15 protein-coding genes are annotated in these 16,750 nt (G+C 40.3%); 9 read left to right on the forward strand and 6 right to left on the reverse strand.

Annotation, left to right across the window (positions count from 1 at the left end):
- Positions 1-54 precede the first annotated feature (54 nt).
- Genes yidC through rpmH form a run of 4 tightly spaced genes read right to left on the reverse strand, consistent with a single transcriptional unit; the run spans position 55 to position 2,698 of the window.
- A complete protein-coding gene (gene yidC, locus HLH14_RS08645) occupies positions 55-1,809 on the reverse strand; it encodes a membrane protein insertase YidC (protein ID WP_171532928.1) in 1,755 nt (584 codons plus the stop codon).
- A 5-nt stretch (positions 1,810-1,814) separates the two neighbouring features.
- Complete coding sequence (gene yidD, locus HLH14_RS08650; RefSeq protein WP_067723861.1) at positions 1,815-2,135, reverse strand: membrane protein insertion efficiency factor YidD; 321 nt, start codon at positions 2,133-2,135, stop codon at positions 1,815-1,817.
- 9 nt (positions 2,136-2,144) lie between these two features.
- Entirely contained in the window at positions 2,145-2,534 is a 390-nt protein-coding gene (gene rnpA, locus HLH14_RS08655; protein WP_004650901.1) for a ribonuclease P protein component, read from the reverse strand.
- Between the two features lie 29 nt (positions 2,535-2,563).
- The gene (rpmH, locus tag HLH14_RS08660; protein WP_000831329.1) at positions 2,564-2,698 is read right to left on the reverse strand and encodes a 50S ribosomal protein L34; all 135 of its coding nucleotides are present in this window, start codon (positions 2,696-2,698) and stop codon (positions 2,564-2,566) included.
- 660 nt (positions 2,699-3,358) lie between these two features.
- On the opposite strand from rpmH, the gene dnaA reads away from it, so the two are divergent.
- The 5 genes from dnaA (at position 3,359) to HLH14_RS08685 (ending at position 10,168) form a co-directional block, all read left to right on the forward strand.
- Positions 3,359-4,738: a chromosomal replication initiator protein DnaA gene (gene dnaA / locus HLH14_RS08665; protein ID WP_067723862.1), complete on the forward strand. Its 1,380-nt coding sequence runs from the start codon at positions 3,359-3,361 to the stop codon at positions 4,736-4,738.
- A gap of 109 nt (positions 4,739-4,847) precedes the next feature.
- Positions 4,848-5,993, forward strand: coding sequence for a DNA polymerase III subunit beta (gene dnaN, locus HLH14_RS08670; RefSeq protein ID WP_171532929.1), 1,146 nt, complete (start codon positions 4,848-4,850; stop codon positions 5,991-5,993).
- A gap of 27 nt (positions 5,994-6,020) precedes the next feature.
- Positions 6,021-7,103 carry a DNA replication/repair protein RecF gene (gene recF, locus HLH14_RS08675; protein ID WP_171532930.1) on the forward strand — a complete coding sequence of 361 codons (1,083 nt, stop codon included), beginning with the start codon at positions 6,021-6,023 and terminating at the stop codon, positions 7,101-7,103.
- 54 nt (positions 7,104-7,157) lie between these two features.
- Complete coding sequence (gene gyrB, locus HLH14_RS08680) at positions 7,158-9,629, forward strand: DNA topoisomerase (ATP-hydrolyzing) subunit B (protein WP_086194728.1); 2,472 nt, start codon at positions 7,158-7,160, stop codon at positions 9,627-9,629.
- Positions 9,630-9,802: 173 nt separating this feature from the next.
- Positions 9,803-10,168, forward strand: a complete 366-nt coding sequence (locus HLH14_RS08685; RefSeq protein ID WP_171532933.1) for a hypothetical protein — start codon at positions 9,803-9,805, stop codon at positions 10,166-10,168.
- Between the two features lie 343 nt (positions 10,169-10,511).
- On the opposite strand, the gene HLH14_RS08690 is transcribed toward HLH14_RS08685, so the two are convergent.
- Positions 10,512-12,446 (reverse strand): ATP-binding cassette domain-containing protein, encoded by a 1,935-nt coding sequence (locus tag HLH14_RS08690; protein ID WP_171532931.1) that lies wholly within the window; start codon positions 12,444-12,446, stop codon positions 10,512-10,514.
- 212 nt (positions 12,447-12,658) lie between these two features.
- Here HLH14_RS08690 and HLH14_RS08695 point away from each other — a divergent pair, with 212 nt between their 5' ends.
- The 4 genes from HLH14_RS08695 to erpA all read left to right on the forward strand — a co-directional run bounded on the left by HLH14_RS08695 (position 12,659) and on the right by erpA (position 16,613).
- Positions 12,659-13,666, forward strand: a complete 1,008-nt coding sequence (locus HLH14_RS08695; RefSeq protein WP_131271944.1) for a putative solute-binding protein — start codon at positions 12,659-12,661, stop codon at positions 13,664-13,666.
- Positions 13,667-13,899: 233 nt separating this feature from the next.
- Positions 13,900-14,910, forward strand: coding sequence for a putative solute-binding protein (locus HLH14_RS08700; RefSeq protein ID WP_067723869.1), 1,011 nt, complete (start codon positions 13,900-13,902; stop codon positions 14,908-14,910).
- Between the two features lie 239 nt (positions 14,911-15,149).
- Positions 15,150-16,160, forward strand: coding sequence for a putative solute-binding protein (locus HLH14_RS08705; RefSeq protein ID WP_171255166.1), 1,011 nt, complete (start codon positions 15,150-15,152; stop codon positions 16,158-16,160).
- Between the two features lie 117 nt (positions 16,161-16,277).
- A complete protein-coding gene (erpA, locus tag HLH14_RS08710) occupies positions 16,278-16,613 on the forward strand; it encodes an iron-sulfur cluster insertion protein ErpA (RefSeq protein WP_067723871.1) in 336 nt (111 codons plus the stop codon).
- 57 nt (positions 16,614-16,670) lie between these two features.
- On the opposite strand, the gene HLH14_RS16185 is transcribed toward erpA, so the two are convergent.
- Positions 16,671-16,750: IS3 family transposase (locus HLH14_RS16185; protein WP_171532934.1), on the reverse strand; the 80-nt coding region annotated here is incomplete at its 5' end.

Below are 16,750 nucleotides of genomic sequence, written 5' to 3' on the forward strand. Positions count from 1 at the left end.
CCTAAGATTACCATCTTAAGCGGATTTATTCAGCTATTCGCAATCAGTCGTTACTTAAACAACGTCGCGTTTTTCGCGTTCTTTCGCCACACCTTTGTTGATCAAACTTTGCTGCAAGATGGTAATACTGTTGTTGACAATCCAGTACATTACCAAGCCCGCAGGGAAGAACAACATAAATACGGTGAAGATAATTGGCATGATTTTGAAGACTTTCGCCTGCATCGGATCAGCCGGTTGCGGATTTAAAGACTGCTGAATAAACATGGTCAAACCCATCAATAACGGCAGGATAAACCATGGATCCATTGCAGATAAATCTTGAATCCAGCCTAACCACGGTGCGTGACGAAGTTCTACCGACTCCATCAATACCCAGTACAAGGCCAAGAAAATCGGCATTTGTAAAAGCAGTGGCAAGCAACCTGATAATGGGTTGACTTGTTCACGTTTATACAGCGCCATCATTTCTTGCGAGAAACGCATACGGTCTTCACCGAACTCTTCTTTCATGCGTTGCATTTCAGGTGCAATCACACGCATTTTCGCCATAGAACGGTAGCTCTTAGCAGATAATGGCCAAAGAATCAGTTTTACCAACACAGTCAATAAGATAATTGACCAGCCCCAGTTGCCCACAATGTTATGGAAGAATTGCAGACCCAGGAACAATAACTTCGCAATTGGCCATAACCAACCATAATCAACAGTCTGGTTTAAACCGATCGCCAAATCTTTCAGTTCAGACTGAATTTTAGGACCTGAATAGAACGTCGCATCCAATTCAGCCGCAGTACCTGCAGGTACATTGATCATCGGTGAAGTGAAACCAATAATATTCATATTATCAGTGGATTGACGCGATTCCAGTTTCGCACTATACGGCTGACCATTGGCTTGAGTCAGTTTAAGATCACCTGGAATCCAAGCACTTACGAAATAGTGTTGAACAACACCAACCCAGCCACCTTTTGCTTCAACATTCAATTTTTCATCATTGAAGTTGTCAAATTTAAGCTTGTTATAGTGTTCATCAGGTGTACCCCAAGCACCACCCAGGAATGTACCTAGTGTGAAAATGCCTTGGTCTGATTTACCTGGATCGTCCGAATTATCACGTTTGATTTGACCAAACATTTGACCTTGCCAGTTCTGAGCACTACGGTTCACAACTTTGTGGTTCACAATAATCGGGTATTCACCTTGCTTAAAGGTAAATGTTTTGATGATTTCTACACCATCAGCCGTTTTATAAACCATCGGTACAGATAAAACTTTAATCGTTTTACCATCTTTGGTTTTTTCAGCTTTAGCATCAGCCAAGCTATAAGCTGCTTTTTCAACTTCATAAACCGGACGACCATTACGGTTGCTGTCAGGTCCATTTAAACCAATCAAGCCAGACTGAGCAACGTAAGTACGTTTTGCATCGCTTTCCAGCATGACAAACGGTTCATCACTGTCTTTATTTTTATCGTGGTTCAATAATTCAATACGAACAATGTCACCACCTTTAGGATTAATCCAAAGATGATAAAGGTCAGTTTGTACTGAAATAAGCTGTTGACTTACAGGTGCAGTGGCATCTGTTGTGGTTTGCTGAGTAGCAATATTTGCTTGAGGCACGTCAGACGCTGCTGGAGCTGTTTGAGCATTTGGCAAATCTGCAGATACTTCATGTGAAACCACGGCAGCTTCTTGCTGCGGTTTAGTCTCTGCATGACCATAATCTTTTTGCCAAGCCAAAATAAGCAAATATGCGACGACAAACATAGCCCCTAGAATTGCAAACCTGGCCCATTGTTGCATATCTATTATCCCAAGTAGTTAGAGTGATTTCGGTTCAATAAACGATCACGAAAGGGTACAGCAACGTGAAGCGTTTGAGAATCCATTTGCTGAAATGAAATAAAACGAATTGCTTTTGGAGGAACAGGGTCATAACCCGATCCACCCCAAGGATGACAACGGCAAATACGTTTGGTAGCTAACCACGCACCACGCACAGCACCATGAGAATGGACTGCTTCTAAAGAATATTGAGAACATGTTGGAATATAACGACAACGGGGTCCCAATAAAGGACTAATCGCGATCTGATAGAATCGAATCAACCAATGCAGTAAACGTACCATTGGCCATCTCTACTTTTGTGGGGAGGGAGCTATCTTTTTATGCTTATTGGCAAGGCGTTGCAATTTCTGCCAAGCAAATTGTAATTGCTGTTGCAATTCTGCATTAGGGATTGCTTCAATGCCGACTTTAGGCATGACCACAATATCTAATAAATCTAATTGCTGTTGATGAAGGCGAAAACTTTCGCGAGCAAGACGTTTTACTCTATTTCTTTCATGTGCGCGACGCACTTTTTTCTTGGCAACAACAATACCCAAACGACTGGAAGGCTGTTCGGAGTTTTTTGCCAAAAATAAGAAGTGGGGTTGATGCACTTTAAAAAGCGCACCATCAAACACACTTTTATAATCGGCAGCACAGCGTATGCGTACGTCTGTGCTGAAGCCATAAAGTGTCATGACACCCAAAATCGTAATAACTTAACTAATTAAACAGTTAAGCTATGACGACCTTTTGCACGACGGCGAGCTAATACTTGACGACCAGCTTTAGTAGCCATACGAGCACGGAAACCATGAACACGCTTACGCTTTAATTCTGATGGTTGAAATGTACGTTTCATATTGAAACTCCAAAAATGATCTTCTATGAAGGTTCGCGATTTTAGTGTTCATTCAGTGAGCTGTCAATCAAAAACAAACTTTCTTTCAAAATAAGGTATTTTTAAAAAAAAATGAAAAATATGAGATTTTTTATCACATTAAAAATTGTTTTAATTTTACACACAACATAAGTTGTTGATTAATAATGCAACATAAGTTATAAACAGAAATATTCACAACATTATCCACAACTTAGTATTGATAAGATTGTTTTCTTCACTTTTGAATTTAAATTTAAAAATATTCAGAGTTATCCCCACCAACAACCGTTCTTATAATTAAATTCAAATTTATAAATTTAAATTTATTACTATTAGGGAGCTGTTTTTCTGTGGAAAAGCTATTTTTTATTTATATAAACATTAAGTTAGATTGTGGATATCCATGTTTTTATAACCTTGTTAAATTGGGGATAACTTTGTGATATATTTTATCCACAGCTTGCGGATAATCTTATCCACATCGTGATTTAAATTTAAATTTAAACTGGAATTTGCTTTTTTGAATGATATTTCTTTAATTTTGCCATGACAGATGTGGATAACTTCGATAGAATGGCGACCCGCTTGGTCGGGCTCAAATGATTTTTTTATAACTAATGGAATAAATAGGGGTTTCACATGCTTTGGACTGACTGTTTAACTCGTTTGCGACAAGAGCTTTCGGGGAATGTCTTTACAATGTGGATTCGCCCTTTGGTGGCTGAAGAGCTTAACGACACCCTAAAACTTTATGCACCCAATCCTTATTGGACCCGTTATATTCAGGAACATCATCTTGAGCTGATCACGATTTTGGCAGAGCAAATGTCTGAAGGCCGAGTGCGCAAAGTTGAAATTTTGGTGGATTCCCGTCCAGGTGCAATTCTATCCGCCCATGAACAACCGGCAACCACGACTGCTGCTTTGCAATCGGTTGCCACACCGATGGCCAGACCTCGAAAAGAAAAAGAAGAATCCGGCGTTAAAAATAGCCGTAAGCGTTTATTAAACCCATTATTTACCTTTTCGTTATTTGTAGAAGGCCGCTCGAACCAGATGGCGGCGGAAACCTGTCGTAAAGTTTTAACCCAATTGGGTGCTTCTCAACATAATCCTTTGTTTTTGTATGGTCCGACAGGTTTAGGTAAAACGCATTTAATGCAAGCGGTGGGGAATGCTTTATTACAAGCCAAACCCAATGCGCGCGTGATGTATATGACTGCGGAAAGTTTTGTCCAGGATTTTGTCAGCTCATTACAACAAGGCAAAGTGGAAGAATTTAAGAAAAATTGCCGCTCGTTGGATTTGTTGCTAGTCGATGATATTCATTTGCTGGCCGGCAAAGAAGCCAGTTTGGTGGAGTTTTTCTATACGTTTAATGCCTTGTTGGATGAGTCAAAGCAGATCATTTTAACCTCGGATCGTTATCCTAAAGAATTGACTGAACTGGATGCACGTTTGGTTTCGCGTTTTTCTTGGGGCTTGTCGGTGGGTGTGGAACCACCAGATATTGAAACCCGTATTGAAATTTTGTTAAAAAAAGCTGAAAACATCGGGGTTGAGTTGCCGCGTAATTGTGCTTTGTTTGTGGCACAACAAGTTGTGGCCAATGTTCGTGAACTCGAAGGTGCGTTGAATAAAGTCGTGGCTATTTCACGTTTTAAAGGCACCCCCATTGATCTGGATGTGGTGCGTGAATCGTTAAAAGATGTATTGGCGATTCGTGCCAGAACCATCAGTACTGAAAATATTCAGCGTGTGGTAAGTGAATATTTTCGTATTCCGCTAAAAGAAATTGTGGGTCCGAAACGTACCCGTATTTATGCCCGTCCACGTCAGTTGGCAATGGGGCTTGCGCGTGAATTGACCGGCGATAGTTTCCCGGAAATTGGCATGGCCTTCGGTGGTCGTGATCACAGTACCGTGATGCATGCCTGTGAGAAAGTATTAAGCCTTCGTAAAGAAGATCCGATCTTCAATGAAGACTATAAAAACTTGCAACGTTTGTTGCAAAGTTGATCGAATTTGATCAAATTCTATTCTTGCAATGCGGCATATTCTGCCGCATAGTACACTGCTAAAAACACATTTATTTATTATTTATCTTCAGTAGTTAGAGGAATGTACCGTGCGTTTGAAAATCGCGAAAGAAAGCTTACTTAATGTTCTGTCACATGTCGTAGGAGCGGTTGAACGTCGCCATACTTTAAACATTCTTTCTAATGTAAAGATCCAGGTCAGTAACGAATCGCTAACCATTACCGGTTCCGATTTGGAAGTGGAGCTGGTGGCGAGTACTACGCTGGCTGAAGGTGCATGCTTGCAAGTGGGCGAGACCACTGTTCCTGCACGCAAGCTGATGGATATCTGTAAATCTTTACCGACAGCGGCATTGATTGACCTGCAAATTACTGAAGATCGCTGCATTTTAAAATCGGGTAACAGCCGTTTTGTGTTGGGAACTTTGCCTGCGGAAGATTATCCGTTATTGAGCACTGAAAATGCTCAAGGTACGCAAGTGACGGTGACTCAGCGCGAGTTAAAACGCCTGTTTGAAAAAACTGCTTTTGCGATGGCAGTGCAAGATGTCCGTTTTTATTTAACCGGTACCTTGCTTGAAATTGATCAAAATCAGCTTCGTGCAGTCACCACCGATGGTCACCGTTTAGCATTGTGTGAAACAGCAGCAACGTCAACTGCAACCCAAGCCATTCAAGCGATTGTGCCACGCAAAGCAGTAGCGGAATTACAACGCTTACTCAGTATTGAAGATGAGCAATTATCTTTGCTGATTGGTCGTGAATTATTAAATGTCACCATTAGCACCCCAAGCCGTGACAAAGAACAGGGGAATATCACTGTTCGTTTCACCACCAAGTTGATTGATGGGAAATTCCCGGATTACCGTCGTGTGATTCCTCGTGGTGGCGATAAAAATGTATTGATCGCGCATGATGTATTTAAACAATCTCTGCAACGTGTGGCGATTCTAAGTAATGAAAAATTACGTGGTGTGTTCCTGAATTTTGGTGCTGATTGTTTACAACTTCGCGCCAATAATCCAGAGCAAGATGAGGCGATTGAAGATCTAGCCATTCAATATGCAGATGCACCGATGGAAATGTCATTCAATGCGCAATACTTATTAGATGTATTGGGTGCTTTGGATGGTGATGATGTCTATATGACCATGACTGAAGCCAACCAATCGGTATTGGTACATGATCCGGCACAACAAGATCAGACCTATGTTGTGATGCCGATGCGTGTTTAATTTGCAGATTTTTTACAAGATCAAATTATGTTTATCACGCGTTTAAATATAGAACGTGTTCGAAACTTAAAAGCGGTTGCACTCCAAGAGTTGCAGCCGTTTAATGTCTTTTATGGCCAAAATGGTTCAGGTAAAACCTCGATTCTAGAGGCGGTTCATTTGCTGGCGACCGGGCGTTCTTTCCGAACCCATATCCCGAAAAACTATATTCAAAATGAAACAAGTGACGCGATTGTTTTTGCGCAATCTGCGACTGAAAAAATTGGCATGCAAAAATTTTTATCCGGTGAGCAACTGATTAAAGTCAATGGTGATCATATTGCGACCCAAGGGCAACTGGCTAAAATATTACCTTTGCAGCATATTGATCCACAAAGTACCGATATTATTGACTATGGGGCCAAACCTCGCCGCCAACTGATTGACTGGTTGATGTTCCACGTGGAACCCGATTTTTATCATGCCTGGCAGTATTATTCGCGCGCTTTAAAACAACGCAACAGTTTGCTGAAATCGAGACGAAGTCTCAGCCTGAATGATTTGGAGCCGTGGAATAGAATGCTGGCTGAATATGGCGAAATGCTGCATTCACAGCGCAGTGGAATTGTGGAACAGTGGAAAGTCTATTTTGAACAGGATTTAAAACAGTTATTGCCTGATCTGGATATTCAAATGGAATATGTTCCCGGGTTTCATACCGAGCTCGGCTTGCTGCATGACTTAACTGTACATCATCAAAAAGACCTCGATAGGCGCTATACCGAGTATGGTCCACATCGTGCAGATTTACGTTTAAAAACAACGCTGGGTGATGCTGACGTGGTGCTTTCACGCGGTCAAAAAAAGCTGTTGATTGTCGCCTTAAAACTGTCACAGATTGCAATGCTACATGCCTGTAATAAGGAAACTGTGGTATTATTAGATGATGTGACAGCAGAATTAGATTTAACTGCACAACGACGATTAATTGAGCGATTGAGCCAACTGGGTAGTCAAGTTTTTATTACCACTTTAGAGCATGAATCAGTAAAAAAACATTTACATGATTTGTCTATTTCATATCAATTATTCAATGTTGAAAACGGTCAAGTTCAAGTTGTCGTGCAATAGTTTTTTAGATTTTACCCATCTTTGGATAGACCTATATTTCACTAGGGAGAAACCATGAGTTCAGAAGATCAAGCTGCTTCTCAAACAGAACCAACCAATGAAAAGGCTTATGATTCCTCTAGTATCAAGGTATTACGTGGCCTCGATGCTGTTCGTAAGCGTCCAGGTATGTATATCGGTGATACTGACGATGGTTCAGGTTTGCATCACATGGTGTTTGAGGTTGTTGATAATGCAATTGATGAAGCCTTGGCGGGTCACTGTGATGAAATCTTAGTCATTATTCATGAAGATGAATCGGTCAGTGTTTCAGATAACGGTCGTGGTATTCCAACTGATATTCACCCAGAAGAAGGCGTATCTGCTGCTGAAGTAATTTTAACCATTCTTCATGCCGGCGGTAAGTTTGACGATAATAGCTATAAAGTATCAGGTGGTTTGCACGGGGTAGGTGTTTCTGTTGTAAATGCATTGTCGAGTAAATTATTACTGAATATTCGTCGTGCCGGTAAAGTGTACGAGCAAGAGTATTGCCACGGCGATCCGGTATATCCGTTACGTGCCATTGGTGATACTGAGGAAACTGGAACAACGGTTCGTTTCTATCCAAGTCCAGAAACGTTTAGCCAAACCATTTTCAATGTTGATATTTTAGCGCGTCGTTTGCGTGAACTTTCATTCTTGAATGCCGGCGTTCGCATTGTATTGCGTGATGAGCGTATTAATGCTGAACATGTGTTTGATTATGAAGGCGGTTTGTCTGAATTTGTAAAATATATCAATCAGGGCAAAACCCATTTAAATGATATTTTCCATTTCACCAGCCAAGTGCCGGAAACAGGGATTACGGTTGAAGTCGCTTTACAGTGGAATGACACTTATCAAGAAAACGTGCGCTGCTTTACCAACAATATTCCACAAAAAGATGGTGGTGCACATTTAGCCGGTTTCCGCGCAGCATTAACCCGTGGTTTAAACCAGTATTTGGATAGCGAAAATATTCTGAAGAAAGAAAAAGTCGCGGTGACTGGTGATGATGCACGTGAAGGTTTAACTGCAATTGTTTCGGTGAAAGTGCCAGATCCAAAATTCTCTTCACAAACCAAAGAAAAACTGGTTTCAAGTGAAGTTAAACCTGCTGTAGAGCAGGCGATGAACAAGGAATTTTCTGCCTATTTGCTGGAAAATCCACAAGCGGCAAAATCAATTGCCGGCAAAATTATTGATGCGGCACGTGCGCGTGATGCGGCACGTAAAGCGCGTGAAATGACACGTCGTAAGAGCGCACTTGATATTGCAGGTCTTCCAGGTAAATTGGCCGATTGCCAAGAAAAAGATCCAGCATTGTCTGAACTGTACTTGGTCGAAGGTGACTCTGCGGGCGGTTCTGCAAAACAGGGTCGTAACCGTAAGATGCAAGCGATTCTGCCACTGAAAGGTAAGATCCTGAATGTGGAACGTGCGCGTTTTGACAAAATGATTTCTTCGCAAGAAGTCGGCACGCTGATTACTGCACTCGGTTGTGGTATTGGCCGTGAAGAATACAATCCGGATAAATTGCGTTATCACAAAATTATCATCATGACCGATGCTGACGTCGACGGTTCGCATATTCGTACGCTACTGTTGACTTTCTTCTTCCGTCAAATGCCTGAACTTGTGGAACGCGGTTATATCTATATTGCACAGCCACCATTGTACAAATTGAAAAAAGGCAAGCAGGAGCAGTATCTTAAAGATAATGATGCTTTAGAAACCTTCCTGATTTCAAATGCGATTGATGATTTATCCCTGCATATCAGTGCTGAATCTCCTGCAATTACAGGTCAAGCACTGGCAGGAGTCATTGAAGATTACCAGGTTTCACAGAAAAGTTTGAACCGTTTAACTCTACGCTATCCTGCAAGTTTGCTTGATGGTTTATTGGGTCTGGATGCATTCAAACTTGATCAAAATCATGATGAAAATTATGTGAAACAATGGTCTGAACAGTTACGTGCTGCGATTGAAAAATATCAACCAAGTTTACGTCCTGAAATCACTTTGGAAGTGTTTGAAAAAGAACATGCCAATGGTGAAAAAGTTGCACATTACTGGCCACGTGTGACCGTATATGTACATAACTTGCCGCACTCGTATTTACTTGATTCTGGATTGTTGGCGTCAGGTGAATATAAGCGTTTACTGCAAAATTCAAAGAGCTGGTTTAGCTTGCTTGAAGACGGTGCGTATTTGCAGAAAGGCGATCGCAAAATTAATGTCACCACTTTCCATCAAGTGTGGCAGCATATTTTAGCCGATTCACGTCGCGGCATGATGATCCAGCGCTATAAAGGTTTGGGTGAGATGAATGCGGAACAGCTTTGGGAAACCACTATGGATCCTGAAAACCGTAACATGTTGCAAGTCACCATTAATGATGCGATTGAAGCAGATCGCATGTTCTCTTGTTTGATGGGTGACGATGTAGAACCACGTCGTGCCTTCATTGAAGAAAATGCCTTAAATGCGGATATCGACGCTTAATCTATTGATGAGTTAAATTGTAAAAAGCATCCTTCGGGGTGCTTTTTTTATGCTATTTTTATTTAAATACGATTAACTTTTAGCCATATTTGTTTTATAAAAATGACTTATTCCTCTGTCATGATGAATCATATACACAGGAGATCATCATGCAATATTACGAGGTTAGTACGATGGATAATCAACTGGAACAGATCCGGGATATTTGGAGCAATGCATTTTTTACCGGTAATTTTGAGGTGTTGGCTCGGTATGAACATGAACAATTTAAGGTGGTTTATGAGCAGGAAGGTCGAGTTGAAAGCAATTTTACCCGTTATGAACGTATTGCTCATGCAGTAAAAAATGGCGTATGGAAACCGCAAAAGCCCAACGTTGAATTTGAAGAGTTTGAGTTTGATCGAGATTTGAAGCGCTGTAAGGTTTTAATTGGTTTGGAAGATCAAAGACAAATTCAGGAATTATGGGTCAATGAAGGTGCTTGGAAAATTATCGAACTCAGGTTTTTAAAACGCAAAAAACCAAAGCAGGATGAATAAGAAGTCTTATTTTCTTTAAAACACAAATGTGGATAAGTTTATTTTTATTGAATAAAAATGTGAAAAGTAATTTATCCACAGCTTAAATTGGCATTTTTATTTTAAATTCAAAGTTGGTTTTTATGTGTTTTGTGGGTAAGTTTTTTAAATTTAAAAGTCGGTTTTGAATTTAAAGTTAATAGGTAGTGATTTTTAAATTTAACCACACTGACATCTGGGTGATGTGATATCGCTATAAAAAGTGTTGTGTAGAAAAATTAAAAAATCGCAGTACACGTTTGAAATTGTACTGCGATCATAAAATAAGCATCACTTTAGTTTTGCTTAAGAGTGGTAAATGGGCTTATCCGAATGCACCCTCCAGCTCTTCCAACTCCATCATTAGCTCTAACATCTGTTCTTCAGCTTGAGCTAATTTCGCTTTTAACTCGGTTTGTTCGTTCATGAGCTTCAACAAATCATCTTTACGATTTGCTTCATATAATGCGCTATCACCGAGTAATGTTTCGATTTCCGCTAAACGAGGTTGCGTTTTGGCAACCTGAGCTTCAATTTTTTCAATATTCTTGCGAACAGGGCGGCTGAGTTCACGACGACGTGCAGCTTCTTTACGTTGTGCTTCTTTATCCAATTTAGAAATCGTAGGCTTAACTTCCACTTGAGATTTCACAGGTGCAGCAGGTTGTTGACCTGACTTCATCATCTCGATACGCGCTTGGCGTAACCAGTCTGCATATGCAGTCAAATCACCATCAAACTCACGGCTTTGACCGCCATGCACCAGAATCAGCTCATCACACACACTGGCAATGAGTTGACGTTCATGGGATACCAGCACCACAGCGCCTTCAAAATCTTGTAATGCCATGGTTAATGCATGACGCATATCCAAGTCTAAATGGTTGGTCGGTTCATCCAGGATCAAGACATTTGGACGTTGCCATACAATCAGTGCCAGTGCTAAACGGGCACGTTCACCCCCCGAGAAACTTTCACTTGGGGTATCCATGCGTTCGCCACTAAAACCGAAACTCCCGAGGAAAGAACGCAAGCTGGCTTCACTGATTTTTTTATCGGCAATACGAGATAATTGTAGCATTGGGCTAGCATTACCATCCAAAGCATCCATTTGATGCTGGGCAAAGTAACCGATATTTAACAGTTCAGAATCGTTACGGGTACCTTGCAGCAGTTGTAAATCACCCACCAATGATTTAATCAGCGTCGATTTACCTGCACCATTCATCCCCAGTAAACCAATACGGCTGGTGGGTGTGATTTGTAAACTGACATTGGTTACAATCAGTTTGTCGCCATAACCAATATCCGCATGCTCAAGTTCAAGCAGTGGCGAACTCATCTTAGTCGGTTCACGGAATGAGAAGGTAAACGGTGTATCAACATGCGCTGCAGACAACTCTTGCATACGTTCAAGTTGTTTAATACGGCTTTGCGCTTGTTTGGCTTTGGTTGCTTGCGCTTTAAAACGGTCGATATATTTCTGCAAATGCGCGCGAGTTTCTAACTGCTTTTCATAAGCTTGTTGTTGCTGAGCCAAGCGTTCACTACGGGTACGTTCAAATGTTGAATAGTTACCTGTATAAAGAATCAGTTCTTGATTTTCGATATGTAAAATATGATCGGTAATTGCATCCAGGAAATCACGGTCATGTGAAATCAGAATCAGTGTGCCTTCATAGGCTTTTAACCAATCTTCTAACCATAAAATGGCATCTAAATCTAAATGGTTGGTCGGTTCATCAAGTAATAATAGGTCTGAACGGCTCATCAAGGTACGAGCAAGATTCAGACGCATACGCCAACCACCCGAGAAACTTGAAACATCGAGTTGTGACTGATGTTCAAAGAAGCCCAAACCCGCCATTAATTGCGATGCTTTAGACGGTGCAGAATAGCCATTAATTTCGTCAAAACGACCGTATAAATGTGCAAGCTCATCATCGCTTAAGCTTTCTGGGTGATCTAATTTATTTTGAATTTCCCAAAATTCTTCATCGCCAGACAATACAAAATCAATGGCTTTCATATCTAAAGCTTTGATTTCCTGAGCCATATGCGCAACGGTCCAAACCGCTGGGCGAGTTAAAGAACCACCATCCGATTCCATACCACCGAGCAGTGCAGAAAATAGCGTGGATTTTCCTGCGCCATTTACACCAGTTAAACCAATTTTCCAGCCTGGATGGAGTTGCATGGATGCTTTTTGAAATAAAACACGTCCACTGCGACGTATAGAAAGTTGATCTAACTGAATCATTAAAATATCTAAATAACAAGAATAGTGTGCGTATTCTAAAGGAAGTAACCGCGAAAACAAAAAACTAAACTGTTTTATATCGATGAATTATTTCAAGTGCATTTTGTGTACAGTACAGATTATTAAAATTGATGCTCTGTGCTAGGTTTTATCAGTAAATATGCTTATAGTCACACGCTATAAATGACGAATAAAAATAAGGATTGTTGAGCGTGAAAAAAGGATTTTTGATTTTATCTGCACTGGCCACATTAATAACATCAAATATATTGCATGCCAAAGCGGATGTTTGTGTTTTTGATTTGTTAGGAAAATCGGGTGAATCTTATAAGCTGATTGAAGAATGGGCATTGGCCAGTAAAAACTGGGGTACAGATGTCAATTTAATAGCTTATCAGGATGAAGCCAAAGTTGAACAAGACTTTAAAGCCGGGAAATGTGATGCCTTTTATATGACCTCCATGCGTGCGCGTGCCTACAATAAATTTGCAGGTTCAATTGATGCGATTGGCGGCGTACCGACCAATGATATTGCGCAAAAATCTATTAGCTATGTGCTCGATAAACGTAATGAAAAACGCCTGATCAATACCATGGGGAAAGAAACCTTTGAAGTGGCAGGGATTGGACAAATTGGTTCGGCTTATATTTTTGTACGTGATAAATCGATTAATTCTTTAGCCCGTGCAGAAGGCAAAAAATTCGCTGTATTACATTATGATTATGCTCAAAAAATTATGGTCACGCGTATTGGCGCTGTTCCGGTCATGTCCGAGATTTCAAATTTTATCAAAAAATTTAATCAAGCTGAAGTCGAAATTGTTGCTGCACCCGCTTATGCCTTTAAACCGCTAGAAATTTATAAAGGTTTAGGTACCCAAGGTGCGATGATCAATTTTCCTGTGGTGAATGTCACAGCCGATCTGATTATACGTAAAAATAAATTCCCCGAAGGTTTTGGCATGCAATCGCGTAGTTGGTTCGTAAAACAATTACCGAAAAGCTTTGCGATGGTCAAACGTATGGAAGCTGAAATTCCGGCAAAATACCGCATGAATTTAAGCAAAGAAGACCAAATAAAATATCAAAAAATTCTGCGTGAAGGGCGAATTGATTTAACCAAACAAGGAATTTATGATCAGACCATGATGACTGTATTGAAAAAAGCCCGTTGTACTGTGGAGCGAACCAATTTTGAGTGCTCTTTAAGTGGTGAATAACTCGAGTATTGTGTAGTAATTTGTAAAATATCTAAAATTTTCTAAGTGATACCTAAAACTGTTATTAGTTAAGTTTATGATTTTATTAGCAACTTAAAAAAATATGAATCAACTGACATTTAAGTTGAAAATAAATGGAGTAAATGCTCTATTTATTTTAAATAAACTTGCATAATATTTGTGCCATGAATGGACACTCATCAAACAACAAGATTCTGAAAAGGACCACTACAATGAAAAAAACGATTCTGGCATTAGCAGCATTTTCTGCTCTTGGTTTAGCCACAACTGCACAAGCAGAAAAGGTGAATGTTTGTGTATTCGATTTACTGGGTAAATCTGGTGAGTCTTATCAAATGGCGCAGGAATGGGCGCTGGCTGCCAAAGGATGGGGAGCCGATATTAATTTAATTCCGCGTCAAGACGAAGCTGTTGCTGATAATGATTTTAAAGCAGGCAAATGTGATGGCGTTTTTATGACGGCAATGCGTGCACGTCAATACAATAAATTTGTCGGTTCTATTGATGCTTTAGGCGGTGCACCGAGCAATGCCATTGCTCAGCGTGCGATTACATTTGCACTCGATAAACGTAATGCGCCAAAAATGGTCAGCAATTTAAGCGGTAAAAAATATGAAGTTGCCGGTATTGCACCTTTAGGTTCAGCTTTTATTTTTGTACGTGATAAGAGCATTGATTCAATTGAAAAAGCCGCAGGCAAAAAATTTGCAGTATTGGGTTATGATGATGCGCAAAAAATCATGGTGCAGCGTGTAGGGGCACAAGCCGTGATCTCGGATGTATCGAACTTTGTGGCGAAATTCAATAATGGTCAGGTCGATATGGTGGGTGCACCTGCCTATGCTTACAAACCTTTGGAAATCTATAAAGGTTTAGGCACAAATGGTGCAATGTTCAATTTCCCGGTACTGCAAGTGACCTCAGATTTTGTGATCCGTCCTGATCAGTTCCCAGCGGGCTTTGGACAAAAATCGCGTGATTGGTTTGTGAAACACTTGCCAAAAAGTTTTGCGATGATTGATCGTCTTGAAGCCAGTATTCCAGCCAAGTTTAAAATGAACTTAACCGCAGAAGATAAAACTAAATATCAAAAAATGTTACGTGATGGTCGTATGGATATGACCAAACGTGGAGTTTATGATGCCAGCATGATGACGGTATTGAAAAAAGCGCGTTGTTCTGTCGATAAGGCGAATTTTGAATGTTCACTTGGTGGTGAATAACTTTGATTTTAAAGAAGAAAGCCTAGAGTTAATCTAGGCTTTTTTGTCAAGTTGAATATGTCATTTTTGCCATTGTTGTCAGTCAAAAAAGGCGTAATCTTAAAAAAATAATGATATAAAATTTTTATCATAAAAATGAAAACAAGCTTTCTATGCTTGTTTTTCGTGATGAATAAAAACTCAAAAAGATTCAGTCTTCGACTGAATAAAAACAAAGACACAAGGAAGAAAAAGTCATGATGCAATGGTCTAAAGCACTGCTACTTGGTGTAGGTCTGTGTGCTGTAACTGGTGTTAGCCAAGCAAAACAAGTAATGTGCGTATTTGATTTGGTGGGTAAAAGTGGTGATGTGTTTACCCTGATGAAAGATTATCAATTAGCAGCCAAAAATTGGGGTGCAGATATTGAATTACGTGTCGGCCAAAACGAAGCGGTCATTGCTGAAGATTTTAAAGCAGGTAAATGTGATGCGATTAGTGTCACAGGTATGCGGGGGCGTCAGTTTAACGATTTTACCGGCTCTTTAGATGCCATTGGTGCGATTCCTGATTTAAAACTTGCAGTTAAAGTGATGCAAGGCTTAGCCAGCCCGACTTTTGCCAAACATATGGTACGTGGCAAATATGAAGTGGTGGGGGTTATTCCAGTCGGTGATGCTTTTTTAATGGTGAATGACCGTAACATCAACACGGTTGCTAAAGCTGCAGGTAAAAAAATTGCAGTCCTGGATTATGACGAAGCACAAAAAATTATGGTTCAGCAAATTGGTGCACAGGCGGTCAGTGCGGATGTAACCAATTTCGGGGCCAAATTTAACAATGGTCAGGTCGATATTATTGGGGCACCTGCTGCTGTATTTAAACCGCTAGAATTACACAAAGGTTTGGGTAATAAAGGCGCGATTGTGAATTATCCAATTCTACAAGTGACCGGTAATATTATTATCCGTCCAGATAAATTCCCGGAAGGTTATGGACAAAAATCACGTGAATGGGTAAGAGGTCAGTTACCGCGTGCATTTGGTATTTTGGGCAAAATGAAAGCGGATATTCCACAAAAATATTGGATGCAAATTCCTGCAGTGGATAAGCCAGGCTATCAAAAATTGATGCGCGAATCGCGTGTCGATTTAACCAAACGTGGTGTATATGATAAACGTATGATGAAATTGTTATGGCAATTCCGTTGTAAGGAAGATCCAAAGAATTTTGAATGTAGTCTTCAAGATGAGAACTACAAACAATCTTGAGAAAAATACTCAGGTTTGACTTTAAATCTTCAAATACTGACCATATATTGGGTATGCTATACTTGAAATATGGTCTTTATCTTTTAAAGACAACTGAATTGAACAGAGGAATCCAACATGAATGCCCAAGCTCTGGTGCTGACCGACAATGCTGCGAATAAAGTACGCCAATTGCGTGATAGTGAAGGCAACCAAGAATTAATGTTACGCGTTTATGTTACAGGTGGCGGTTGTTCTGGTTTCTCTTACGGCTTTAACTTCGCTGAAAGCATGAATGAAGATGATGCTGAATTTGTCAATGGCGACGTAAAAATGCTGGTTGATTCTTTAAGCTATCAATATCTTGTCGGTTCAGAAGTCGATTATATTGAAGGCTTGGAAGGTTCACGTTTTGTAGTTCAAAACCCAAATGCAACCACAACCTGTGGTTGTGGTTCATCTTTCTCTCTTTAATAAAAAACTAAAAAAGCCCTCCTTATTTGATCTGACCCCCAAAAGTTAGACAGTAAGTTAGGCAATTTCTAAGGACTGATTTCTGTATTCTACAGGGGTCAGTCCTTTCAATTTAACCTTGATTCTTTCATGATTGT

The organism is Acinetobacter terrae (assembly GCF_013004375.1).
In the GTDB taxonomy this organism is placed as follows: Bacteria; Pseudomonadota; Gammaproteobacteria; order Pseudomonadales; family Moraxellaceae; genus Acinetobacter; species Acinetobacter terrae.

Excerpts from the sequence above, each read along its gene's own strand:
- HLH14_RS08705 (WP_171255166.1), top strand. The coding sequence starts at position 15,150 with ATGCAATGGTCTAAAGCACTGCTACTTGGTGTAGGTCTGTGTGCTGTA.
- yidC (WP_171532928.1), bottom strand. The coding sequence starts at position 1,809 with ATGCAACAATGGGCCAGGTTTGCAATTCTAGGGGCTATGTTTGTCGTC.
- erpA (WP_067723871.1), top strand. The coding sequence starts at position 16,278 with ATGAATGCCCAAGCTCTGGTGCTGACCGACAATGCTGCGAATAAAGTA.
- recF (WP_171532930.1), top strand. The coding sequence starts at position 6,021 with ATGTTTATCACGCGTTTAAATATAGAACGTGTTCGAAACTTAAAAGCG.
- HLH14_RS08690 (WP_171532931.1), bottom strand. The coding sequence starts at position 12,446 with ATGATTCAGTTAGATCAACTTTCTATACGTCGCAGTGGACGTGTTTTA.
- HLH14_RS08700 (WP_067723869.1), top strand. The coding sequence starts at position 13,900 with ATGAAAAAAACGATTCTGGCATTAGCAGCATTTTCTGCTCTTGGTTTA.
- gyrB (WP_086194728.1), top strand. The coding sequence starts at position 7,158 with ATGAGTTCAGAAGATCAAGCTGCTTCTCAAACAGAACCAACCAATGAA.
- yidD (WP_067723861.1), bottom strand. The coding sequence starts at position 2,135 with ATGGTACGTTTACTGCATTGGTTGATTCGATTCTATCAGATCGCGATT.
- rnpA (WP_004650901.1), bottom strand. The coding sequence starts at position 2,534 with ATGACACTTTATGGCTTCAGCACAGACGTACGCATACGCTGTGCTGCC.
- dnaA (WP_067723862.1), top strand. The coding sequence starts at position 3,359 with ATGCTTTGGACTGACTGTTTAACTCGTTTGCGACAAGAGCTTTCGGGG.
- rpmH (WP_000831329.1), bottom strand. The coding sequence starts at position 2,698 with ATGAAACGTACATTTCAACCATCAGAATTAAAGCGTAAGCGTGTTCAT.
- HLH14_RS08685 (WP_171532933.1), top strand. The coding sequence starts at position 9,803 with ATGGATAATCAACTGGAACAGATCCGGGATATTTGGAGCAATGCATTT.